The sequence below is a fragment of the Streptomyces similanensis genome (genome assembly GCF_039543625.1).
Classification (GTDB): Bacteria; Actinomycetota; Actinomycetes; order Streptomycetales; family Streptomycetaceae; genus Streptomyces; species Streptomyces similanensis.
Genome location: NZ_BAABKC010000065.1, coordinates 1 through 22,609 on the forward strand (window position 1 = coordinate 1; position 22,609 = coordinate 22,609).

Consider the following 22,609-nt stretch of genomic DNA (forward strand, 5'->3'; position numbering starts at 1 on the left):
CCGCGGGAGTCCGGACACCGCGCCCCGGCCCCTTCACACCGCGCCGGACGACAACACCGCGCTGGACGGGTACACCGCCCCGGACGACAACACCGCGCCGGCCGACTGCGCCGACCCTGACGACAACACCGCCCCGGACGGCTACACCGCGCTGGACGACGGCGGTGTGACGCCCGTCTTTCCCGTCACCGCCGTGAGCGGTGCGGCGATGTCCTCCAGCGAGCGGCGTTCCGCGTTGACCGCGAGGAACGCGGCCACCAGTCCCGCCGCGCACATCAGGGCCGCGCCGATCTGGAAGGCGAGGACCGTGTCGCCGACCTTGCCGGTGCCGGTGAGGTCGGCGAAGAGCATCGGGCCGCTGATGCCGCCGGCCGCGGTGCCCAGGGCGTAGAAGAAGGCGATCGACATCGCCCTGGTCTCCATCGGGAAGATCTCCGAGACCGTCAGGTACGCGCTGGACGCGCCCGCCGAGGCGAAGAACAGCACCGCGCACCAGCACGCCGTCAGCGTCGTCGCGTTCAGCGAGCCGCGGTCGAACAGCCAGGCCGTGCCGAAGAGCAGCAGGCCGGAGAGCAGATACGTGGACGAGATCATCACCCGGCGGCCCACCGTGTCGAACAGCTTGCCGAGCAGCAGCGGGCCCAGGAAGTTGCCGACCGCGATCACGGCGAAGTAGTAGCCGGTGTGGCCGGAGGGCACGTCGAAGAACTTGGTCAGGATCGCGCCGAAGCCGAAGGTGATGGCGTTGTAGAGGAAGGCCTGGCCGATGAAGAGGGAGAAGCCGAGCACCGCGCGCTTGCGGTACTTGGCGAAGACGGTGCGGCCGATCTCCAGGAAGGAGACGCTGCCGCGCTGGTGGATGGTCAGCTCGCCGTGCGGCTCGGGCAGCGGCTCGCCCTGCTCCCGCTCGATCTCGCGTTCGATGCCGGAGACCACTTCCTCGGCCTCCTGGTCCCGGCCGTGGATCAGCAGCCACCGCGGGCTCTCCGGGACGTGCCGGCGCACCAGCAGGATCACCAGCGCGAGGACGGTGCCGAGCGCGAACGTCAGCCGCCAGCCCACGTCCGCGGCCAGGAAGTCGGTGTTCAGCGCGAGGATCGACAGCAGCGAACCGCCGACCGCGCCCACCCAGAAGCTGCCGTTGATGATCAGGTCGACCCGGCCGCGGTGCTGCGCCGGGATCAGCTCGTCGATCGCGGAGTTGATCGCCGCGTACTCGCCGCCGATGCCGAAGCCGGTCAGGAAGCGGAAGAGGAAGAACCACCAGGCGTCGAAGGAGATCGCGGTGAGGGCCGTGGCGGCCAGGTACACCGCCAGCGTGATCATGAACAGCTTCTTGCGGCCGTAGCGGTCGGTCATCCGGCCCCAGAACAGGGCGCCGACGCAGGCGCCCGCCACGTACAGCGCGGCGGCGACGCCCGTGACCTGCCCGGAGCTGATCGACAGACCGCTGCCGGGCTCCGACAGCCGGCTGGCGATGTTGCCGACGACCGTGACCTCCAGACCGTCCAGGATCCACACCGTGCCGAGACCCACGACGATCGTCCAGTGCCAGCGCGACCACGGCAGGCGGTCGAGTCTGGCGGGAATGTTCGTGGTCACAGTACGGCCGGTAGCGGCCTCAGCAGTGGCCATGGGCTCCCTCCTCGTCGAGCGGAACGCCATGCGAGTGCCCCCGAAGCCGCCGGATCACGCCCGCCCGGCGATCGCCCGACGCCCCCGGCAGCCGCCCAGCACCCCCGGCAGACGTCCAACACCCCCAGCAGCCGCCCAACGCCCACCAGCCGCAGCCCAACGCCCCCAGCCGCAGCCCTACGCCCCCAGCAGCCGCGACACCGTGTAGATCAGCAGTCCGGCCAGCGAGCCCACCACCGTGCCGTTGATCCGGATGAACTGGAGGTCGCGGCCGATGTGCGCCTCGATCTTGCGGGTGGTGTGCTCGGCGTCCCAGCCCGCCACCGTGTCCGTGATCAGGGAGGTGATCTCCCGGCGGTACGTCGTCACCACGTACACCGCCGCGCCCTCCACCCAGCGGTCGACCTTGCCCTGCGCCTTGGGGTCCTCGGCCGTCCGGTGGCCCAGCGACAGCAGCGAGGCCCGCACCCGCTGCCGCAGCTCGCTGTGCTCGTCCTCCGCCGCCGCGACGATCATCGACCGCACGGCCGTCCAGGCGGAGGCGATCAGGTCCTGGACCTCGCCGCGCCCCAGCACCTCGCTCTTGAGCCGCTCGACCCGCGCCCGCGTGTCGGTGTCGGACTGGAGGTCGGCGGCGAAGTCGGCGAGGAAGCGGTCGAGGGCGCCGCGCGCGGGGTGGCCCGGCATGTCCCGCATCTCGGTGACGAAGCGCAGCAGCTCCCGGTAGACCCGCTCGCCCACCTTCCGGTCCACGAACCTCGGCGTCCAGCCGGGCGCCCCGCCCTGCACCGCGTCCATCACGGAGTCGCCGTGCAGCACCAGCCAGTCGTGCGCGCGGGAGACCACCAGGTCCACCACGCGCCGGTGGCCGCCGTCGGCGACGATCCGCTCCAGCATCTTGCCGAGGCCCGGCGCGATCTCCTGCACCGCCGCCCGGCGGGTGATCGCCTCGCCGACCACCGCCTGCACGTCGGAGTCCCGCAGCACCGTCAGCGCGCCGCGCAGCGCCGTGGCCAGCTCCGCCGTCACCCTCTCGGCGTGCTCCGGGCGGGCCAGCCAGGCGCCCAGCCGGCCGCCGATGCCGACCGCGCGCAGCCGCTGGCGCACGACGTCCTCGGAGAGGAAGTTCTCGCCGACGAACTCGCCCAGCGACACCCCGAGCTGGTCCTTCTTGGTCGGGATGATCGCGGTGTGCGGGATGGGCAGGCCGAGCGGATGGCGGAAGAGGGCGGTGACCGCGAACCAGTCGGCCAGCGCGCCCACCATGCCCGCCTCGGCCGCCGCCGCGACATAGCCCGCCCAGGCGCCGGCGCCGCCGTCCTGGGCCACCTTGGCGAGGACGTAGACCACCGCCACGAACAGCAGCAGCCCGGTCGCGGTCAGCTTCATCCGGCGCACCCCGCGCCGGCGCTCCTCGTCGGCGGGGCTGAACACGTTCATCGCGCGGCGGGCGGCGACGGCGTCCGCCGCGCGCGGGCCGGACTCCGGCGCCGGCACGGCGCTCGCCCCGGTGCGCCGCCCGGTCCCCGCACTCCGCCCGGCCCCCGCCGGGTCCGGGCCGGGGCCGGAGCCGCGGCCGGGGCCCGCCTGTGTCCTTCGTTCCATCCGCTCCACCCGTTCCGCGTTCCCGCACACGTCCCGCGTACGTCTGCGCCCGATTGTCCCCTCCTGGCCTACGCCCGGAACGGAACAGGAGTTCCCGACATCACCCGGAAGAGGCACAAGAAGGGACACAAGGTGACATGAAGCCGGACACGAAGGCGGACACGAGGACAGTCGCGACGGCAGACACGAAGGCGGACAAGGAGGGGGAACGGGAGGAGGAAGCGGAGCTAGAAGCGGCGGCCGCGGTCCTCCCAGCGGTCCCGCTGCCGCTCGCGCCGCTCCCGGTGCCGCTCCTGCCGCTCCTCGCGCCGCTCGCGCTGCTGCTCCAGATGCTCCTCGATGCGCTCGCGGTGCTCCTCGAGGTGGTCCTCAAGGCGTTCGCGGTGCCGCTCCCAGCGGTCCTCGTGGCGCGCGGCGTGCAGTTCGCGGCGCTCCGCCCTGCGCTCCAGCTTCTCTTGGCGGCGCGCCTCCTTCTGCGCCTGCCGCTCCGCACGGGTGAGCTTGCGCTCGACCCCGACACCGCCCCAGAACGCGAACCCGGAGACGATCACGCGCGGCGCGCCCGGCGCGCCCGGGACGCCCTCCTCGCGGTGGTCGAACCCGCCCATGATGCCGATGCCGCGCACGACCACCTCGACGCCGGGCGGCACGATCACGTTCATCCCGCCCATGATCGCCACGCAGTTGATCACGACCTCGCGGTCGGCGAAGTTCGCCTCGCGCAGATCGATCTCGCCGCCGCCCCAGAAGGCGAAGCAGTTGAACTGCCGGGGCACCGTCCAGGCGCCCTTGCGCTGGAACCCGGACATCACCGCGACCGCCCAGGACGACGACCCCTCGCCGCCGGTGATCCGGCTCAGCCAACTCCCGTCCCGCACCGGCTCCTTGTGCAGCGAGACCGGCGGCGCCGAGGGCGCGGCGGGCGCCGCCGCGGTGCCGGCGTCCGGCAGGTCGCGGGTGATCGGCTCCAGGTCGCCGTACGTACGCGCGCTGTAGGTGGCCTCCAGCCGCTCCTCGAACTCCGCCATGTCCAGGCGTCCTTCGGCGAGCGCGTCCCGCAGGACCTCGGCGACCCGTTCCCGGTCGGCGTCGGAGGCGCGCAACTGCCGCGCGTCGGGACGCGCGGCCCGCGGCGCCGGCCGCTGCTGGTCGTTTCCCTCGAAGGACACGGCGTCGGTCATGTACAGCAGCCTACGAGTTCGGCGCGCCGGAGGCTACGAGACCGCGCCTTCCGCCGCGTCCCCCGCCGAGACCGCGCCTTCCGCCCCCTCAGGAGCACCGCCGGGAGCGCCCTCCGCCGCCCCCGGCCCCGGCCGCCCGTACATCCGGGCGATCACCGCCTCGATGTCCGGCTCGCGCACCGACAGGTCCACCAGCGGGTAGCGCTCCGCGATCCGCGCCACCAGCGGCGCCGCCGACTTCCCCGCCGGGAAGGCCAGCCACTGCCGCGGCCCCTCCACCCGCACCACCCGCGCCGACGGCAGCTCGATCGGCGGCAGCTCCCGCTCCAGGTCCACCACCAGGGTCCGTTCGCTCTCGCCCGCCTCGTGCAGCCCGGCCAGCGGGCCCTCGTACATCATGCGCCCGTGGTCGATGACCATCACCCGCGAGCACAACTGCTCGATGTCCTGGAGGTCGTGGGTGGTGAGCAGCACCGTCGTGCCGCGCTCGGCGTTCAACTCGCGCAGGAACTCCCGCACCTTGGCCTTGCTGATCACGTCCAGGCCGATGGTCGGCTCGTCGAGGTAGAGCACCTCCGGGTCGTGCAGCAGGGCCGCCGCGATGTCGCCGCGCATCCGCTGGCCCAGCGAGAGCTGCCGCACCGGCACGTCCAGCAGGTCGCCCAGTTCCAGCAGCCGGACGCAGCGGTCGAGGTTCTCCCGGTAACGGGCGTCGGGGATGCGGTACATGCGGTGCGTCAGCCGGTAGGAGTCGATCAGCGGCAGGTCCCACCACAGCGTCGTACGCTGCCCGAACACCACCCCGATGCGCTGGGCGAGCCGGGTGCGCTCGCGGGCCGGATCGATGCCCGCGACCCGCAGCCGGCCGCCGGTCGGGGTGAGGATGCCGGTGAGCATCTTGATCGTCGTGGACTTGCCCGCGCCGTTCGGGCCGATGTAGCCGACCATCTCGCCGCGCGCCACGGTGAACGAGAGCGCGTCGACCGCCCGCACCCGCCGCCGCTCGCTCCTGAGGAACCCGGTCCGCTTGCGCACATCGAAGACCTTCTCGACCCGGTCGACCTCGATGAACGCCCCGCCGGGCGCCCCGCCGGGGCCGTCCCCCGCGAGGCCGCCGTCCCGCTCTTCCCTCGCCATACGTCCCTCCGACTCCCCTCAGCTCCCCGTGCTCCGGTACGACCGCAGCCCCGCCCGCCAGGCGACGCCCGCGAGCGCGCAGCAGACCATCGCGACCAGCGGCGAGGCGAACGCCGTCCAGCCCGGCAGCCCCAGCGGATACGGCCGCCCGAGCACGTACGCGGCGGGCAGCCAGTTGACGAACGCCAGCGGCAGGACGTACGTCACCCCGCGCACCAGCTCCGTGGCGAACACGGTCGGCGGGTACTGCAACAGCGTGGTCCCGCCGTACGTGAACGCGTTCTGCACCTCGGAGGCGTCCTGGGCGGCGAACTGGAAGGCCGCGCCCGCGACGAACACCGCGCAGAAGATCCCGCCGCCGCTCAGCGCCATCACCGGCATCAGCAGCAGCTTGAGCGGCGTCCAGTGCAGGTCGAGCCCGGCCAGCGCGTAGCCCGTCACCAGCAGGCCCTGGGTCACCCGGCCCAGTCGGCGCAGCGCGAACCGGTCGGCGGCGACCTGCGCGAGCACCGGCGCCGGACGGACCAGCAGCGTGTCCAGCGTGCCGTCGCGCACCCGCCGGCCCAGCCGGTCCATCGAGCCGATCGCCAGGTCGGCCAGCCCGAAGGAGAGGGTGCTCAGCCCGTACAGGAACGCCACCTCGGGCAGGCGGTAGCCGCCGAGCGCGTCCACCCGGGAGAACATCAGCAGGATCGCCACGAAGTCGAGCGCGGACGCCACGAAGTTCCCGAGCGTGGTCAGCGCGAACGAGGTCCGGTAGGCCATCGTGGAGCGGATCCACATGCCGGCGATCAGGCGGTAGGCCCGCAGGCCCTCACGCAGCCGGCCGCGCTGCTCCGTACGGGTGAGGCCCGCCCCTACGGCGGGGCCGGTGACGTCGACGGGGTCAGCCACCCTGCACCACCACCCGCCGGGTCGCCAGCGACTGCACCAGCCGCCCGGCCGCCAGCAGCGCCACCGCCCACGCGCCCTGGAAGGCGTACGTACCCAGCGGGTCCGCGTGGCCCAGCAGCACGTCGGCCGGGGCCTGGAGCAGCGACGACCACGGCAGCGCCCGCACCGTCTCGCCCAGGACGCCCGGGAAGACGTTCAGCGGCAGCAGCATCCCGGAGCAGAAGAACCCGGCCAGCCACGCCATCTGCACCACGCCCGCCCCGTCCAGCAGCCAGAACGCGCTCAGCGCCACCAGGTACCGGATGCCGAAGCTCACCAGCATCGCCGGCGGCAGCGTGCCGGCGAACGCCAGCCAGGTCACCGGGTCCGCGGGCAGCGCGGCGGGGAAGCACAGCACCCCGAACAGGAACGGCACCACCCCGCGCCCCACCAGCTGGAACACCGCCCGGCCCAGATCGGCCGAGAGCCACCACAGCTGGAGGTCGGCCGGCCGGTACAGATCGACGGCGATGTCACCCGTACGGATGCGCTCCATCAGCTCGTCCTCGACGCCGCCCCCGCCGAGCGCGAGCGTCGAGAGGAACGCCTGCCCCAGCCAGACGAAGGTGACGGCCTGCGCGCTGTCGTAACCGCCCAGATGCGGCCGCTCGTCCCACAGCGCGAGGTAGGTGTACACCAGGATCAGGCCGAACACGGTGTTGGTGAACACCCCGGCCAACGTGGCCGCACGATAGGTCGCGTACCGTCTGAATCCCCCCGCCGCGACGGCCGCGTACAACCGCCCAGCGCCCACGTCACGCCTCCACAAGGTCCGTCGACACGAAGCGCAGGAGCGTAGTGCGCGCGCGGCGTGACGTGCCACGCATTTTCCGGACCACATGCCCGGGAACGGGAACGGAACGCGTGGTGCGTGAGTCTTCATCCGGGGGCGCAGAAGCGCATGAGGGCGTACCGCGACGTACGACGTGAAAACAGGAGTCCGTGCACGACATGAGCGACGAGCCGCAGCCGAAGGCCAAGGCACAGCCCGAGGCCGAGGCGCAGCCGCAGCCGCAGCCGCGATCCGAGCCGGAGGCTCGGGACCAGGGTGACGGCCAGGGCGAGGGCCAGGGATCCGGTCGGCGGAACGGCGACCGGGGCGAGAGCCGTGACCGGGGCCGGGCGGAGGGCTCGGCCGAGGGCCGGGCGGAGCGGGAAGCGCCGTCGGCGGCGGAGCGCGCCGGGGACCGGCCCGCCGCGCGGGACGAGGGGGAGGCCGGGACGAAGGCCGTCCCCCGGGCCCAGGACCGCCCGAAGGGGCCGAGCCAGGACAAGGGTCAGGATCAGGGCAAGGCGCAGTTGCCCCAGCGGAAGCCGCGACCGGCGCGGGGCGCCGGCTCCGGTACGCCGGACTCGGGTACGCCTGAACCGCGTACGCCGGACGCGCGTACGCCGGACGCGGACACCGCCGGCGGTCCCGGCACCCGGGCCGCGACCGGAGGCATCACCTGGGGCACGAACACCTCCGGCGGCCGGGGCCCGGCGGGACGCGCCCCGGGCAACCCGGCGGGACGCGCCCCGGGCAACCCGGCGGGACGCGCGGCGGGCGCCACGGGCGCGGCCGGCGCGGCGAGCGCCGCCGGCGCGGGCGCCGGACCCTCGGGTGCCGGACCGGCCGGTCGTACCGCCCACGGCAGCGGAGCCCACACCACCGGCCCCAACGGGCCCACCCGCTCCTCCAGCCCCGATGGCCCCAGCGGGCCCAGCGGCCCCAGCGGCCCCACCGACCATCCCACCACCCAGCTGGCCGCCGCCTCGCGGCCCGCCGCGGCCGTGCGCACCACCGCCTCCCCCGAGGCCGCCGCCGACGGCGGCCAGTCCGGCCAGTCCGGCCAGTCGAAGGCTCAGTCCAAGAAGGACAAGAAGGCCGCCAAGAAGGCCAAGCGGAAGCGGACCGGGTGGCGGCGGCTGCTGCCGACCTGGCGGATGGTGCTCGGCGGCGTCCTCACCGTCGCACTGCTGATCATCGGCGCGTTCTTCGTCGGCTACTCCCTGGTCAAGATCCCGCCCGCCAACGCCCTGGCGATGAAGCAGGCCAACGTCTACCTGTACGCGGACGGCACCGAGATCGCCCGCGACGGCGACATCAACCGGGAGAACGTCGCGCTCGACCAGGTCTCCAAGGACGCCCAGCACGCCGTACTGGCCGCCGAGGACCGCGACTTCTACACCGAGTCCGCCGTCGACCCGAAGGCGATGCTGCGGGCCGGCTGGAACACCGCGACCGGCAAGGGCAAGCAGTCCGGCTCCACCATCACCCAGCAGTACGTGAAGAACTACTACCTGGGCCAGGAGCAGACCGTCACCCGCAAGGTGAAGGAGTTCTTCATCTCGGTCAAGCTGGACCGCACGGAGTCCAAGGACGAGATCCTGGGCGGCTACCTCAACACCAGCTACTTCGGCCGCAACGCCTACGGCATCCAGGCCGCCGCGCAGGCGTACTACGGCGTCAAGGCCAAGGACCTCGACCCGGCCCGCGCCGCCTACCTCGCCGCGCTGGTCAACGCGCCCAGCGAGTACGACGTCGTCGCCCACCCGGAGAACAAGTCGGCCGCGCTGGCCCGCTGGAACTACGTCCTGGACGGCATGGTCAAGCAGGGCTGGCTGGGCGCCTCCGAGCGGGCCGGGATGAAGTTCCCGAGCCCGAAGGACGCCACGGTGCCCACCGGCATGTCCGGACAGCGCGGCTACCTCGTGCGCGCGGTGAAGGACTACCTCGCGCAGAACAAGATCCTCACCGAGGACGAACTGTCCGCGGGCGGCTACCGGATCACGACGACGATCCAGAAGAGCAAGCAGGACGCGTTCGTGAAGGCCGTCGACGACCAGCTGATGAGCAAGCTGGACAAGAAGAACCGCAAGGTCGACACCTACGTCCGCGCGGGCGGCGCCGCCGTCGACCCGAAGACCGGCGAACTCGTGGCCATGTACGGCGGCATCGACTACCTCAAGCAGTTCACCAACAACGCCACCCGCCGGGACTTCCAGGCCGGCTCCACCTTCAAGCCGTTCGTGTTCACCGCCGCCGTCCAGAACGAGGCCCGGACCACGGACGGCCGCACCATCACCCCCAACACCCTCTACGACGGCACCAACAAGCGCCCCGTCCAGGGCTGGATCGGCGGCTCCTACGCCCCCGAGAACGAGGACCAGCGCTCCTACGGCGACATCACCGTCCGTGAGGCCACCGACAAGTCGGTCAACGCGGTGTACGCGCAGATGGCCGTGGACGTCGGCTCCGACAAGGTGAAGAAGACCGCCATCGACCTCGGCGTCCCGGGCGACACCCCGGAGCTGGTCAGCAGCCCGTCCATCGCGCTCGGCGTGGCCCGGGCCAGCGTGGTCGACATGGCGCAGGCGTACGCCACCCTCGCCAACCACGGCAAGCACGGCGTCTTCACGATGATCAAGAAGATTACCAAGGACGGCGCCAACGCCGTGAAGCTGCCCCAGGACACCGAGACCCAGGCCGTCAGCCGGCAGGCCGCCGACACCACCACCTCGGTGCTGCAGAGCGTCGTCCAGAACGGCACCGGCGCCCCGGCCCAGGCGATCGGCCGCCCGGCCGCCGCCAAGACCGGCACCGCCGAGGAGGACACCGCGGCCTGGTTCGCCGGCTACACCCCGAACCTCGCCACCGTGGTCTCCGTGATGGGCCAGGACCCGGTGACGGCCGCCCACAAGTCGCTGTACGGGGCGATGGGACTGGACCGCGTCAACGGCAGCGGCGCGCCCGGCAGCATCTGGGCGCAGTTCATGGGCGACGCCCTCAAGGGCACCCAGGCCGACGACTTCGACCTCCAGCTCCAGCCCGGCGCGGACGCCAGTCAGGCCCCGCCGAGCGGCGCCGCGACGACGCCGGGCGACGACGGCCAGGACGACGGCGCCAGCCCGAGCACGGGCGCCGGCCAGGACACCCAGGGCCAGGGCGACCAGGGCGGGACGCAGGGGCAGACCGCGGGCCAGGGCGGCACCACGGGCTCCACCTCTCCCACCCCGACCACCGGCGGCGCCGGTGGCGGCACCCCGGGCACGGACGGCGGGACGGGCGCCGGGGGCGCGGGCGGCACGGGCGGCACCCCGCCCACCGGCGGCGGTGACGGCGGCACGGGCGACGCCGGAGGCGGGGGCGGCGGGCGCGGCGCGGGCGGCAACCCCGGCGGGACCCCCACCACGGGCGGCGCCGACGGGGCCGGCGGCACGACCGGCGACGGCGCGACGACGACGGGCGCCGGCCCGGGAGCCCTCTAGCCCCCGGGCCACCGCCTCGGGCCCCCTGTGACCTGGTGACCTGGTCGATCCAGTGACCCGGTGATCTAGTGGCCCGAGGTGGCCTTCAGCCCCACCACGGCCACCAGCAGCAGGCACACGAAGAAGATCCGGGCGGCGGTCACCGGCTCCCCCAGCACCACCATGCCGAGCACCGCCGCACCGGCCGCCCCGATGCCCACCCACACGCCGTAGGCGGTGCCGATGGGCAGGGAACGGGCGGCGTAGGACAGCAGCAGCATGCTGGCGACGATCCCGGCGCCGGTGAGCACACTGGGCACCAGCCGGGTGAAACCCTCGCTGTACTTCATGCCGATGGACCAGCCCACTTCGAGCAGACCGGCGACGACGAGCAGAACCCAGGCCACGACGGGCACCTCCGAGACAACCACGGCGGCCGGCCGCTCGGGCCGACCGCTGCCGGACAACGGGTGCGTCGTCTTTGCCTGCATCCCGGTACGGCGCGTCTCGTCGGGCTCCCTTCCGAGGCTAGCAAAACCACGCCGAAGAGGCCGGTGACGATGGTCACCGGCCCCTTCGGACGCTCACTCGCCGCACGTACCGGCTACAGGTACAGCCCCGTGGAGTCCTCCGACCCCTCGAACCGGTCCGCGGCCACCGCGTGCAGATCACGCTCGCGCATGAGCACGTACGCCGTGCCCCGCACCTCCACCTCGGCCCGGTCCTCCGGGTCGTACAGCACCCGGTCGCCCGGCTCCACGGTCCGTACGTTCTGCCCGACCGCGACGACTTCCGCCCAGGCCAGGCGGCGGCCCACCGCGGCCGTCGCGGGGATCAGGATGCCGCCGCCCGAACGCCGCTCGCCCTCGCTCGTGTCCTGCCGGACCAGCACCCGGTCGTGCAGCATCCGGATGGGCAGCTTGTCGTCGTGGGTGCTGTGCTCGTTTCTGTTGGCGCTCACGCCTCGAACCTACCTGCCTTCAGCACGTCCGTACGCGGTGGGTCAGCCCCGGCGCCTGCGACTGCTCAGGGTGAGCAGCCCGACCACGCCGACGGCCAGCAGCGCGACCGGCACGATCCGCTCGAGACGGGGCGCGCCCTCGGTGTCCACGAACTGCGCCCGTACATCACTGACCACCCGGTTGACCTGCACATAGGCCCGTCCGAGGGTGTGGTCGACGTTGGCGGCGACCTTGGCCCTGGCGTCTCCGACGAGCGTCTTGGGGTGCACCCGCACGCCGATCTCGTCGAGCGTCTCGGCCAGTACCTCGCGCCGGCGCCTGATGTCGGCCTCGATCTCAGCCGGGGTCCTGGTGTCCGCCGTGTCCGCCACCGTACCGCCTCCGATGTCAACTGCTGCCTGTTGTGGACAGTCTGTCAGCTCTTGCCGCGACCGCACGGTCGGCACCCCCGGTTACCCTCGGACCGACACGGTATTGGCACGACGAGGAGACGAACTTCGATGACCGAGCGACTCCAGCCCGGGGACGCGGCCCCCGCCTTCACCCTCCCCGACGCCGACGGCAACGAGGTGTCGCTGGCCGACCACAAGGGCCGAAAGGTCATCGTCTACTTCTACCCGGCCGCGCTCACCCCCGGCTGCACCAAGCAGGCGTGCGACTTCACCGACAACCTCGACCTGCTGGCCGGCGCCGGCTACGACGTCATCGGCGTCTCCCCCGACAAGCCGGAGAAGCTGGCGAAGTTCCGCGAGACGGAGTCCCTGAAGGTCACCCTCCTCGCCGACCCCGACAAGAAGGTCCTGGCGGCCTACGGCGCCTTCGGCGAGAAGAAGCTCTACGGCAAGACGGTCACCGGCGTCATCCGCTCCACGGTCGTCGTGGACGAGAACGGCAAGGTCGAACGCGCCCTCTACAACGTCAAGGCCACGGGCCACGTGGCCAAGATCATCAAGGATTTGGGCGTCTGAGGCGTCTGCCCGGCCAGTAGCATGGCCGGGCAGCGCCGGGCGGCCGTGGTGGAACTGGCAGTCACGCTGGGTTTAGGTCCCAGTGGGGTAACTCCCGTGAGGGTTCGAGTCCCTCCGGCCGCACGCACACGCAGGGGAAGGGGCCGTCCGGATGGGCGGCCCCTTTTGGTGGGTTCAGCCCAGCAGTTCCCGTACCACCGGGACCAGTTCGCGGAAGGCCTTGCCGCGGTGGCTGATGGCGTTCTTCTCCTGGGGGGTCAGTTCCGCGCAGGTGCGGGTCTCGCCGGCCGGCTGGAGGATCGGGTCGTAGCCGAAGCCGTGGGCGCCGGCGGGCGTGTGGCGCAGGGTGCCGGGCAGGCGGCCCTCCACGACCCGTTCCGTGCCGTCCGGGAGGGCGAGGGCCGCGGCGCAGGCGAAGTGGGCGGCGCGGTGCTCCTCGGCGATGTCGGAGAGCTGGGCCAGCAGCAGGTCCAGGTTGGCCCGGTCGTCGCCGTGACGGCCCGCCCAGCGGGCCGAGAAGATGCCGGGCGCGCCGCCGAGGACGTCGACGCAGAGGCCGGAGTCGTCGGCGACCGCCGGGAGTCCGGTGGCCTGGGCCAGGGCGTGTGCCTTGAGCAGGGCGTTCTCGGCGAAGGTGACGCCGGTCTCCTTGACGTCGGGCACTTCGGGGTAGGCGTCGGTGCCGACGAGTTCGTGGGGCAGGCCGGCGTCGGTGAGGATCGCCCGGAGTTCGGTGATCTTTCCGGCGTTGCGGGTGGCGAGGATCAGGCGGGTCATGCCCACCAGTATCGACGCCCGCCCGCCGGTCTCCTGCTTGCGCCCGGTGCGCTCAGGGGGTGCAGACCTTGGTGAGTTCGCCGGCGGCGTCGGTGACGGGGCCGACGTCGGGGGTGCGGTCGCCGTCGGCGAGGGCCGTGCGGACGTTCTCCACCGCCGTGCCGAGGTCGTCGACCGCCTTGTTGACGTCCGTGTCGTCGGTCTTGTCGCCGATGCTCTTCAGGTTCCGCTCGATCGACCGCAGGGCCTGGTCGGTCCGGGCGGGGTCGTCCGCCGCGTTCCGCACCGCCTGCTGGAGGTCGGTGACGCTGTCGGCGATGGAGTCGGCGCTCTGGACGCAGTCCAGGGCCTTGTTCATCGCGTCGCAGCCGGTCAGGGCGGAGAGTGTGAGGGCGACGGCGGCCGTGGTGGCGGCGATGGCGGTACTGCGGCCCAGGCGTCGGTGGCGGCTCGCGGCCATGCGTGGGTTCCCTCCCCGTGTCGTGGCCGGGCGTACGGCGGTGTGCCGTGCGCCCGTATCCACAGGGACGCGGGGAGGGCGTCCGCGGGTTGCCCCCGGCGGACGCCCTTCTTGGGGCGCCCTTTACTTTTCGAGCGGTTCGAGCGCGGCCCGCTGGAACGCGGCGAGGTCGGTGCAGCCGGCGACGGCGAGGTCGAGCAGGGCGTTGAGTTCGTCGCGGGCGAAGGGCTCGGCCTCGGCGGTGCCCTGGACCTCGACGAAGCGGCCGTCGCCGGTGCAGACGACGTTCATGTCGGTGTCGGCGCGGACGTCCTCCTCGTAGCGGAGGTCGAGGAGCGGGACGCCGCCGACGATGCCGACGGAGACGGCGCTGACGGTGCCGGTGAGGGGCTGGCGGCCGGCCTTGATCAGCTTCTTGCCCTGGGCCCAGGCGACGGCGTCGGCGAGGGCGACGTAGGCGCCGGTGATGGCGGCGGTGCGGGTGCCGCCGTCGGCCTGGAGGACGTCGCAGTCCAGGACGACGGTGTTCTCGCCGAGGGCCTTGTAGTCGATGACGGCGCGCAGCGAGCGGCCGATGAGGCGGCTGATCTCGTGGGTGCGGCCGCCGATGCGGCCCTTGACGGACTCGCGGTCGCCGCGGGTGTTGGTGGCGCGGGGCAGCATGGCGTACTCGGCGGTGACCCAGCCTTCGCCGCTGCCCTTGCGCCAGCGCGGGACGCCTTCGGTGACGGTGGCGGTGCACAGGACCTTGGTGTCGCCGAAGGAGACGAGGACGGAGCCCTCTGCGTGCTTGCTCCAGCCGCGTTCGATGGTGACCGGGCGGAGTTGTTCGGGGGTGCGGCCGTCGATTCGAGACATGGCGCCGAGCCTAGCCTCCCGTGCGCGAGGGGCTCCTCCCGCGGTGGGAAGAGCCCCTTGCGAGTGAACCGCGGTGCGCGGTTCACGGATTCACATCATGTCTTCGATCTCGGCCGCGATGGGGTCGGCGTCGGTGCCGATGACGACCTGGATGGCGCTGCCCATCTTGACGACGCCGTGGGCGCCGGCGGCCTTGAGGGCGGCGTCGTCGACCAGCGAGGGGTCGTGGACCTCGGTGCGCAGGCGGGTGATGCAGCCCTCGATCTCGTCGATGTTGTCGATGCCGCCGAGTCCGGCGACGATCTTCTCAGCCTTGCTGGCCATGTTCCTTCTCCCTGATCCGAACCGCTTGGTCGCAGTAACCCACAGTTGGCCCATCTTCGCGAGCGGTCGCGCCGTGGGTGTGCCGATGATGGCGTTCACGACGGCGGAACCGTCCGCCGACTGGTCTACACCACCGTCGGTGCGGTGGCCAAACGCGGTGCGGGGAGGACGTCCATGAGTGCCGGCGGCGCGGAGATCGGGCCTTCTTCGCTGCGGACGCGCTGGAACACGCTGTTCCAGGGCTTGCAGAAGATGGGCCGCAGCTTGCAGTTGCCGATCGCGGTGCTGCCGGCGGCGGGCATCCTGAACCGGCTGGGGCAGCCGGACGTGTTCGGGAAGGACGGTCTGGGCTGGACCGCCGTGTCGAAGGTGATGGCGGGGGCGGGTGGCGCGCTGCTGGACGGTCAGCTGGGGCTGCCGTTGCTGTTCTGCGTGGGCGTGGCCATCGGGATGGCGAAGAAGGCGGACGGTTCGACGGCGCTGGCGGCGGTGGCGGGTTTCCTCGTCTACTACAACGTGCTGCGCCAGTTCCCGGTGGACTGTCCGGCGGGCGCGCGGGTGATCGCGACGGGGTGCCAGGCGGCGGACGGGACGGCGACGCCGTTCACGTACCAGAATCCGGGGGTGTTCGGCGGGATCGTGATGGGGCTGCTGGCGGCCTACTTCTGGCGGCGGTTCCACCGGACGCGGCTGGTGGACTGGCTGGGCTTCTTCAACGGGCGCCGGCTGGTGCCGATCGTCATGGCGTTCGTGGCGATCCTGTTCGCGGCGCTGTGTCTGTGGGTGTGGCCGCCGGTGGGGCGCGGTCTGGAGAGTTTCAGCGACTGGCTGAGCGACGCGGGGGCGTGGGGCGCGGGGATCTTCGGGCTGGCGAACCGGGCGCTGCTGGTGATCGGGCTGCACCAGTTCCTGAACGTGCCCATCTGGTTCCAGTTCGGCAGTTACACGAAGCCGGACGGGTCGGTGGTGCACGGTGACATCAACATGTTCCTGGCGGGCGATCCGCACGCGGGGCAGTTCACCTCGGGTTTCTTCCCGATCATGATGTTCGCGCTGCCCGCGGCGGCGCTGGCGATCACGCACACCGCGCGGCCGGAGCGGCGCAAGGAGGTGGGCGGGCTGATGCTGTCGGTGGCGCTCACGTCGTTCGTCACGGGGATCACGGAGCCGCTGGAGTACTCGTTCCTCTTCATCGCGCCGGTGCTGTATGCGGTGCACGCGGTGCTGACGGGGGCGTCGATGGCGGTGACGTGGGCGCTGGGGGTGCACGACGGGTTCAGCTTCTCGGCGGGGCTGATCGACTACGTCATCAACTGGAACCTGGCGACCCGGCCGTGGGGGATCATTCCGATCGGGCTGTGCTTCGCCGCGGTGTACTACGCGGTCTTCCGGTTCGCGATCACGCGGTTCGATCTGCGGACTCCGGGGCGTGAGCCGGAGGACGAGGTCGAGGACACCACGAAGGCGTGAGCACCGGTCGTCCGGCGGGGTCCGAGACCGGTCCGCGATCGCCCCGACACCGGGCGGTGACCGCCCGCGCGGACCCGTACGCCGCGTAGTGATTCCGTAGCGGATTCGCGGGTTCCTTACGCCACCTTCATCGTGCTACAACAGGTCTACACCACTGAGTGGTGTAGACCACCACCCGATGGAGGACGGACGTTATGAGCACCGCCACCGCCGAACAGAAGGCGGCGCCCGCGAAGAAGCGGGGTTCAGGCCTGTTCCAGGGCCTGCAGAAGATCGGCCGGAGCCTGCAGCTGCCGATCGCCGTGCTGCCGGCGGCGGGCCTGATGGTTCGGCTCGGTCAGCCGGATGTCTTCGGGGCCGACGGCCTCGGCTGGGACAAGGTGGCGTCCGTCTTCGCCAACGCGGGCAGTGCCATCACCGGCAGCCTCCCGATCCTCTTCTGCATAGGTGTCGCCATCGGCTTCGCCAAGAAGGCCGACGGCTCCACCGCGCTCGCCGCCCTGGTGGGCTTCCTTGTCTACAGCAAGGTCCTCCAGTCGTTCCCGGTGACGGAGGCGAAGGTCCAGAGCGGCGCGGACATAGTCGCGACCTACAACGACCCGGGTGTCCTCGGCGGCATCATCATGGGTCTGCTGGCGGCCGTGCTGTGGCAGCGGTTCCACCGCACCAAGCTGGTGGACTGGCTCGGCTTCTTCAACGGCCGCCGGCTGGTGCCGATCATCATGGCCTTCGTCGGCATCGTGGTGGGTGTCTTCTTCGGCCTGGTCTGGAAGCCCATCGGTGAGGGCATCAGCAACTTCGGCGAGTGGATGACCGGCCTCGGTTCCGTCGGCGCCGCGCTCTTCGGCCTGATCAACCGCGGCCTGATCCCGATCGGCATGCACCAGTTCGTGAACACCGTGGCCTGGTTCCAGCTCGGCGACTTCAAGGACGCCACCGGCCAGATCGTGCACGGCGACTACGGACGCTTCCTGGCCGGCGACCCCTCTGCGGGCATGTTCATGTCGGGCTTCTTCCCGATCATGATGTTCGGCCTGCCGGCCGCCGCGCTCGCCATGGCGCACACCGCTCGTCCGGAGCGCCGCAAGGCAGTGCTGGGCATGATGACGTCCCTGGCCCTGACCTCGTTCGTCACCGGTGTCACGGAGCCGATCGAGTTCTCCTTCATGTTCATCGCCCCGATCCTGTACGTGATCCACGCGGTGCTCGCCGCCGTGTCCCTCGCGGTGACGTGGGGTCTCGGTGTCCATGCGGGCTTCAACTTCTCCGGCGGACTGATCGACTACGCCCTCTACTGGAAGTTGGACACCAGGCCATGGCTGATCATCCCGATCGGCTTGGTCTTCGGAGCGATCTACTACGTGGTGTTCCGCTTCGCGATCGTCAAGTTCAACCTGAAGACCCCGGGCCGTGAGCCCGACGAGGAGGTCGAGGACCTCACCAAGGCGTGAGTCCCGCCGCAGCGTGACGAGGCCCCCCGAGCCGGAGAAACCGCTCGGGGGGCCTCGTCGTACCGTCGTCGCACGGCCCGCGCGGACTCAGATCTCGTACGTCGCTCCCGGCGCCGCCAGCGCCACCGGACCGGGGTAGGCGGCGCGGGCGTGGTCCAGGTTGATCTGCGGGTCGGTCCACGGGGGGATGTGGGTGAGGACCAGGCTGCGCACCCCGGCGCGGGCGGCGGCCTCGCCGGCCTCGCGGCCGTTGAGGTGGAGGTCGGGGATGTCCTCCTTGCCGTCCGTGAAGGCGGCCTCGCACAGGAACAGGTCCGCCTCGCGGGCGAGTTCGTCCAGGGCCTCGCTGACGCCGGTGTCGCCCGAGTACGTCAGCGTCCGGCCGCCGTGCTCGATGCGGATGGCGTACGCCTCCACCGGGTGGGCCACCCGCTCGGTGTGCACGGTGAAGGGGCCGATCTCGAACGTGCCCGGCTTGACCGTGTGGAAGTCGAAGACCTCGCTCATGGAGGAGGCGGAGGGGGTGTCGGCGTAGGCGGTGGTCAGGCGGTGCTCGGTGCCCTCGGGGCCGTAGACCGGGAGCGGGTCGCAACGGCCGCCCTCGTGGCGGTAGTAGCGCGCGACGAAGTAGACGCACATGTCGATGCAATGGTCGGCGTGCAGATGGCTCAGGAAGACGGCGTCGAGGTCGTAGAGACCGCAGTGGCGCTGCAACTCGCCCAGGGCGCCGTTGCCCATGTCGAGGAGCAGCCGGAAGCCGTCGGCCTCTACGAGGTAGCTCGAACAGGCCGATTCCGCGGACGGGAACGACCCCGAGCAGCCGACGACGGTGAGCTTCATGAAGCAGAAACCTCCGCTGGCGGGATGGATACAGAAGGTGACGGGGGTCGTGCGGTCCGTCGAGCGTAAGGCGCGAAACGGCTGGTCGCTCCTCCGGCAAGGGCGGTTGTGGGCGAACTCACCTGCGGTGTCACCGGTTCGGCTGGACGTGGGGCGCATGAGGTACGCGAGAGGGCGCGCGCCGAGTCTCGCGCGCCGGTAACGTCGTCCTTATGGACACGTCCTGGTGGCTGGCGCTCGCGGCGGTGGTGCTGTTGGCGCTCGTCGCCACGCTCGTCGACGGGTGGGGGCGGGGCCGCCGGCCCGCGGGCCGCAGAACGCGCCCGCCGGGGCGGCCGGAGGGCCGGGCGGCCGCGGCGCGGCCGCGCCCGGCGGAGATCTGGTGGGCCAACGTGCCCTACGAGGACGGTCCCGGCTCCAAGGACCGGCCGTGCCTGGTGCTGTCGGTGCACGGCAAGCGGGCCCGGGTCGCCAAGATCACCAGCAAGTTCCATGACGAGCGGGCCGGGGTGATCCCCCTGCCGCCCGGCTCGGTGGGGGACGGACAGGGGCGGACCAGCTTCCTGGAGACCGACGAGGTGCGCGAGGTGCCGGTGTGGGACTTCCGGCGCCGGGTGGGGGTCGTGGACCCGGTCCTGTGGGACCAGGTGCGCTACCTGGCCGGCTGAACCGCGGCCCGGGGGCCGCGGGTACGGCGCTCATGGCCGGGTCACCTTCACGGTGACCGTCCACTCCTGGATGCCCTTGCAGGAGATCTTGCCGGGGCCGGTCGCGCACAGCGGGCGGGAGGCGGACAGGCGGGCGGTGCCGGGGGTGGGCGCGGTGAACGCGGCGAGGGCGTCGCCGGGCAGGATCACGATGCCGGCGTTGGTTCCCTTGAGGATGCCGCCGTCGGCCCGGACCGGGCTCCAGGGGCGTTCCTTGGTGCCGTCCAGGTTCATCCGCACCGACCCGCCGGCGGTCAGGCACACGGTCCGCCCGGAGTCGGCGGCGGTCAGCTCGACGTGCCGCACGCAGTCGGACGGGGAGCCGGAGGCCGTGGGGGAAGCCGAGGCCGTGGGGGAGGCGGACGGCGATCCGGAGGCCGGCGCGGACGCCGCGCCGCTCGACGCCCCTGGACCGCCGCCCTTGCCGTCGTCGTCCTGCGTGCCGCAGCCGGCGAGCAGCAGGGCCGCGGCGACGGCTGCCGCCGCCGTGGCGGCGAGGGTGCCGCGGTGGTGCGTGCGCGTGGAGAGCGTCGTACGGCGCATGGGGCGTCCGCCTTTCGTCGACCCGGTCGTCGGGTGTCCAGTGCCCTGATGCCGGTGTGACGTTCCTCCAGCACATCAGGATCCCTCCCCCGGCGCACGCCGGGGCCCCGGCCGCTGTGCCGGCCGGGGCCCCTGCCCGCGTGGTGCGGGTCGTGCGAGGCGTGGATCAGCTGGTCGTCAGGGCGGTGTCGTCCACGACGAAGCTGGTCTGGAGCGAGGAGTCCTCGACGCCGTTGAACTTCAGGGTGACCGTCTGGCCCGCCAGCGAGGACAGGTCGAAGGTCTTCTGCGCGTACCCGGTGGCCTTGTTGAGGTTGGAGTAGGTCGCCAGGGTGGTCGATCCGGCGGTGACCGTCAGCTTGTCGTACGCGGTGCTGCCGGTCTCGGCGGTGTCGACGTGCAGGTAGAAGGTGAGCGTGGCCTTGCAGCCGGCCGGGATGGTCACCGACTGGGACAGCGTGTCGGTGTGGGTGGAGCCGTAGCCGTCGAGCCAGGCCTTGTAGGAGCCGCCGTGCGCGGCCTCACCGCTGTCGTTGGTGATGACGCCGCTGGTGCCGGTCCAGCCGGTGCTGCCGGACTCGAAGCCCGGGTTGGCGAGCAGCTGGGTGGCGGAGCAGGTGCCGCCGCCGCCGGAACCGACGGTCCAGGTGAAGGAGGTGGAGCCGGTGGCGCCGGTGGAGTCCTTGGCGGTGACGGTGACCTGGTAGGTGCCGGCGGTGGTGGCGGTGCCGGTGATCAGGCCGGTGGAGCTGTTGATGGACAGGCCGGTGGGCAGGCCGGTGGCGCTGTAGGTGAGGGCCGCGCCGGCGCTGTCGGCGGCCTTGATCTGGAGGCTGGCCGAGCCGCCGGTGGTGGTCGACTGGCTGCCGGGGTTGGTGACGGTCACCGTGTTGCCGGTGCCGCCGCCGCCCGAGGTGAACGCGGCGGTGCCGTTCGGGGTGCCCCAGCCGGTCGGGCCGTCGTAGCCGGTGGTCGCCTTGCAGAAGTACGAGGTGGAGCAGGAGCCGTTGGAGCCGCTGGTGACGTCGTACAGGTTGCCGGTGTGGCTGTAGGGGTACTTCGCCGGGTAGTCGGCGCTGCCCGGGGTGCCCGCGAGGGCGTAGACGCCGGCGATGATCGGGGCGGAGGCGCTGGTGCCGCCGTAGACCGCCCAGCCGGAGCCGCCGTAGGTGTCGTAGACCGCCACGCCGGTGGCCGGGTCGGCGACCGCGGAGACGTCGGCCTCCATGCGCTTGGAGCAGCCGGTGTCGGTCTGCCAGCTCGGCTTGGGGTCGTAGGCCGAGCAGCCGGAGCCGGTGCCCTCGGTGGAGTTGGTGTTCCACACCGACTCGCTCCAGCCGCGGGAGCCGGAGGAGGTGGTGAGCGCGGTGCCGCCGACGGCGGTCACGTACTGCGAGGTGGCCGGGTACTCGGCGCCGTAGCCGGAGTCGCCCGCGGAGACGGTGATGGCGACGCCGGGGTGCTTGAAGTACTGGGTGTCCTCGGTGGTCTGGTTGGACGCCTCGTCGCCGCCCCAGCTGTTGGAGACGAACTTGGCGCCGAGGGAGACCGCCTCGTTCTCGGCGATGCCGAGGTCGGTGTCGTTGGCGGAGTTGGCCTCGACCAGGATGATGCTGCAGTTCGGGCAGACGGCGCTGACCATGTCGACGTCGAGCGCCTCTTCGCCGGCCCAGCCGCTGTCGTTGGTCGGCAGCGAGGTGGTGGAGCCGGTCTGGCTGACCTGCTTGAAGCAGCCGTTGGCCTTGGTGCACGCGGACAGGCCGAACTGCGAGCGGTAGGTGGCGAGGTCGGACTCGGCGTTGGGGTCGTTGTAGGCGTCGACCACCGCGACGGTCAGGCCGGAGCCGCCGGTGCTGGGCAGGTTGTAGGCGCTGTGCAGGTTGGCCGGGGAGAGGCCGGAGGGCGCGGCGGCGGCCACGGCCGCGGCGAGCCGCTGCTTGATGTCGGTGCGGCGCTGGGCGAAGCAGGACGCGTGTCCGGGCTCGGCGGTGGCGCACAGGTGCTGGGTGGGCACCTTCTGGCCGGCCGTGCCGGTGGTGTGGAAGGTCTGCCGCTCGGGTGCGGTCAGGGCCTTGGCGTTCTGCGTGACGCGGGAGGTCTGGTGCGCGGGAGCGGCCGCGGCCGCGGTCTGGGCGCCGGCGGTGGGCGCCGCCGCGAACCCGGCGACGGTGAGGGCGAGCGCGGGGAAGGCGAGGGCGAGGAGCCTGGGCAGGCTCCGTCTGGGCGCGCTCGGGCGTGACTCACGCATGGGGTGCTGCCTCCATCGGGAAGTGGGGTTTCGCTCTGTTTGGGGCAGGCCCGTGACGCGCGTAGCGGCGGCGAGACCGCGCAGTCATGAGCATGACACTTCAGGCCCCCGTCATGCCGATGAGCGTGACATGACAGGTGCGGAAGGAACGTAGCCCCGGCCCGACGGGGACCGGCAGGGGCGGAGGGAATTCTTTGCCCCTCCATAGGATGCGGTTGGCCCCCTCGTGGGAGGGGGCTGGCGCGTGCTTGATTCAGCGCCCGGCCGGACGTCCGGCCGG

At 72.0% G+C, this 22,609-nt stretch carries 21 protein-coding genes, 1 tRNA gene and 1 riboswitch; of the genes, 6 read left to right on the forward strand and 16 right to left on the reverse strand.

Features of this window, described 5'->3' with window-relative positions:
- Nucleotides 1–141: 141 nt before the first annotated feature.
- The 6 genes from ABEB07_RS22000 to ABEB07_RS22025 all read right to left on the reverse strand — a co-directional run bounded on the left by ABEB07_RS22000 (nt 142) and on the right by ABEB07_RS22025 (nt 7,245).
- Entirely contained in the window at nt 142–1,635 is a 1,494-nt protein-coding gene (locus tag ABEB07_RS22000) for an MFS transporter (protein ID WP_345669929.1), read from the reverse strand.
- A gap of 177 nt (nt 1,636–1,812) precedes the next feature.
- Nucleotides 1,813–3,240 carry a DUF445 domain-containing protein gene (locus ABEB07_RS22005; RefSeq protein WP_425589051.1) on the reverse strand — a complete coding sequence of 476 codons (1,428 nt, stop codon included), beginning with the start codon at nt 3,238–3,240 and terminating at the stop codon, nt 1,813–1,815.
- Between the two features lie 227 nt (nt 3,241–3,467).
- Nucleotides 3,468–4,421: a DUF1707 SHOCT-like domain-containing protein gene (locus tag ABEB07_RS22010; RefSeq protein ID WP_345669930.1), complete on the reverse strand. Its 954-nt coding sequence runs from the start codon at nt 4,419–4,421 to the stop codon at nt 3,468–3,470.
- Between the two features lie 33 nt (nt 4,422–4,454).
- Nucleotides 4,455–5,558 (reverse strand): ABC transporter ATP-binding protein, encoded by a 1,104-nt coding sequence (locus tag ABEB07_RS22015; RefSeq protein ID WP_345669931.1) that lies wholly within the window; start codon nt 5,556–5,558, stop codon nt 4,455–4,457.
- Nucleotides 5,559–5,576: 18 nt separating this feature from the next.
- Complete coding sequence (locus ABEB07_RS22020; RefSeq protein ID WP_345669932.1) at nt 5,577–6,452, reverse strand: ABC transporter permease; 876 nt, start codon at nt 6,450–6,452, stop codon at nt 5,577–5,579.
- A complete protein-coding gene (locus ABEB07_RS22025; protein WP_345669933.1) occupies nt 6,445–7,245 on the reverse strand; it encodes an ABC transporter permease in 801 nt (266 codons plus the stop codon). The genes ABEB07_RS22020 and ABEB07_RS22025 overlap by 8 nt, the downstream gene beginning before the upstream one ends.
- Before the next feature lie 989 nt (nt 7,246–8,234).
- Here ABEB07_RS22025 and ABEB07_RS22030 point away from each other — a divergent pair.
- Nucleotides 8,235–10,742, forward strand: coding sequence for a transglycosylase domain-containing protein (locus tag ABEB07_RS22030; RefSeq protein ID WP_425589054.1), 2,508 nt, complete (start codon nt 8,235–8,237; stop codon nt 10,740–10,742).
- Between the two features lie 65 nt (nt 10,743–10,807).
- On the opposite strand, the gene ABEB07_RS22035 is transcribed toward ABEB07_RS22030, so the two are convergent.
- From ABEB07_RS22035 to ABEB07_RS22045, 3 genes are all read right to left on the reverse strand, one after another.
- Nucleotides 10,808–11,128, reverse strand: a complete 321-nt coding sequence (locus ABEB07_RS22035; protein WP_164588913.1) for a DMT family transporter — start codon at nt 11,126–11,128, stop codon at nt 10,808–10,810.
- A 62-nt stretch (nt 11,129–11,190) separates the two neighbouring features.
- Nucleotides 11,191–11,254, reverse strand: a riboswitch (guanidine-III (ykkC-III) riboswitch).
- A 71-nt stretch (nt 11,255–11,325) separates the two neighbouring features.
- On the reverse strand, nt 11,326–11,682 hold the full coding sequence (locus tag ABEB07_RS22040) for a GroES family chaperonin (RefSeq protein ID WP_164588914.1): 357 nt from the start codon (nt 11,680–11,682) through the stop codon (nt 11,326–11,328).
- A gap of 42 nt (nt 11,683–11,724) precedes the next feature.
- Nucleotides 11,725–12,054 carry a DUF3618 domain-containing protein gene (locus tag ABEB07_RS22045; protein WP_176149138.1) on the reverse strand — a complete coding sequence of 110 codons (330 nt, stop codon included), beginning with the start codon at nt 12,052–12,054 and terminating at the stop codon, nt 11,725–11,727.
- Nucleotides 12,055–12,183: 129 nt separating this feature from the next.
- On the opposite strand from ABEB07_RS22045, the gene bcp reads away from it, so the two are divergent.
- Together bcp and ABEB07_RS22055 are read left to right on the forward strand one after the other, a co-directional pair.
- Nucleotides 12,184–12,651 carry a thioredoxin-dependent thiol peroxidase gene (gene bcp / locus ABEB07_RS22050; RefSeq protein WP_176149139.1) on the forward strand — a complete coding sequence of 156 codons (468 nt, stop codon included), beginning with the start codon at nt 12,184–12,186 and terminating at the stop codon, nt 12,649–12,651.
- A 39-nt stretch (nt 12,652–12,690) separates the two neighbouring features.
- Nucleotides 12,691–12,774 (forward strand) — tRNA-Leu (locus ABEB07_RS22055).
- A 51-nt stretch (nt 12,775–12,825) separates the two neighbouring features.
- Here ABEB07_RS22055 and rdgB read toward each other — a convergent pair.
- The 4 genes from rdgB to ABEB07_RS22075 form a co-directional block, all read right to left on the reverse strand.
- The gene (gene rdgB / locus ABEB07_RS22060; protein WP_176149142.1) at nt 12,826–13,428 is read right to left on the reverse strand and encodes an RdgB/HAM1 family non-canonical purine NTP pyrophosphatase; all 603 of its coding nucleotides are present in this window, start codon (nt 13,426–13,428) and stop codon (nt 12,826–12,828) included.
- 52 nt (nt 13,429–13,480) lie between these two features.
- The gene (locus ABEB07_RS22065) at nt 13,481–13,888 is read right to left on the reverse strand and encodes a hypothetical protein (RefSeq protein ID WP_176149143.1); all 408 of its coding nucleotides are present in this window, start codon (nt 13,886–13,888) and stop codon (nt 13,481–13,483) included.
- A 123-nt stretch (nt 13,889–14,011) separates the two neighbouring features.
- On the reverse strand, nt 14,012–14,746 hold the full coding sequence (gene rph, locus ABEB07_RS22070; protein WP_164588919.1) for a ribonuclease PH: 735 nt from the start codon (nt 14,744–14,746) through the stop codon (nt 14,012–14,014).
- 90 nt (nt 14,747–14,836) lie between these two features.
- Nucleotides 14,837–15,070 (reverse strand): glucose PTS transporter subunit EIIB, encoded by a 234-nt coding sequence (locus ABEB07_RS22075; RefSeq protein WP_164588920.1) that lies wholly within the window; start codon nt 15,068–15,070, stop codon nt 14,837–14,839.
- 174 nt (nt 15,071–15,244) lie between these two features.
- On the opposite strand from ABEB07_RS22075, the gene ABEB07_RS22080 reads away from it, so the two are divergent.
- Nucleotides 15,245–16,540 (forward strand): PTS transporter subunit EIIC, encoded by a 1,296-nt coding sequence (locus ABEB07_RS22080; RefSeq protein WP_345669935.1) that lies wholly within the window; start codon nt 15,245–15,247, stop codon nt 16,538–16,540.
- Nucleotides 16,541–16,734: 194 nt separating this feature from the next.
- Nucleotides 16,735–17,991 carry a PTS transporter subunit EIIC gene (locus ABEB07_RS22085; protein WP_345669936.1) on the forward strand — a complete coding sequence of 419 codons (1,257 nt, stop codon included), beginning with the start codon at nt 16,735–16,737 and terminating at the stop codon, nt 17,989–17,991.
- 87 nt (nt 17,992–18,078) lie between these two features.
- On the opposite strand, the gene ABEB07_RS22090 is transcribed toward ABEB07_RS22085, so the two are convergent.
- A complete protein-coding gene (locus tag ABEB07_RS22090) occupies nt 18,079–18,831 on the reverse strand; it encodes an MBL fold metallo-hydrolase (RefSeq protein WP_164588923.1) in 753 nt (250 codons plus the stop codon).
- A gap of 212 nt (nt 18,832–19,043) precedes the next feature.
- Here ABEB07_RS22090 and ABEB07_RS22095 point away from each other — a divergent pair, with 212 nt between their 5' ends.
- On the forward strand, nt 19,044–19,499 hold the full coding sequence (locus ABEB07_RS22095) for a type II toxin-antitoxin system PemK/MazF family toxin (protein WP_164588924.1): 456 nt from the start codon (nt 19,044–19,046) through the stop codon (nt 19,497–19,499).
- Nucleotides 19,500–19,529: 30 nt separating this feature from the next.
- Here ABEB07_RS22095 and ABEB07_RS22100 read toward each other — a convergent pair whose 3' ends face one another.
- Nucleotides 19,530–20,081, reverse strand: a complete 552-nt coding sequence (locus tag ABEB07_RS22100; protein ID WP_345669937.1) for a hypothetical protein — start codon at nt 20,079–20,081, stop codon at nt 19,530–19,532.
- Nucleotides 20,082–20,247: 166 nt separating this feature from the next.
- Entirely contained in the window at nt 20,248–22,329 is a 2,082-nt protein-coding gene (locus ABEB07_RS22105) for a putative Ig domain-containing protein (RefSeq protein ID WP_345669938.1), read from the reverse strand.
- Between the last annotated feature and the right edge of the window lie 280 nt (nt 22,330–22,609).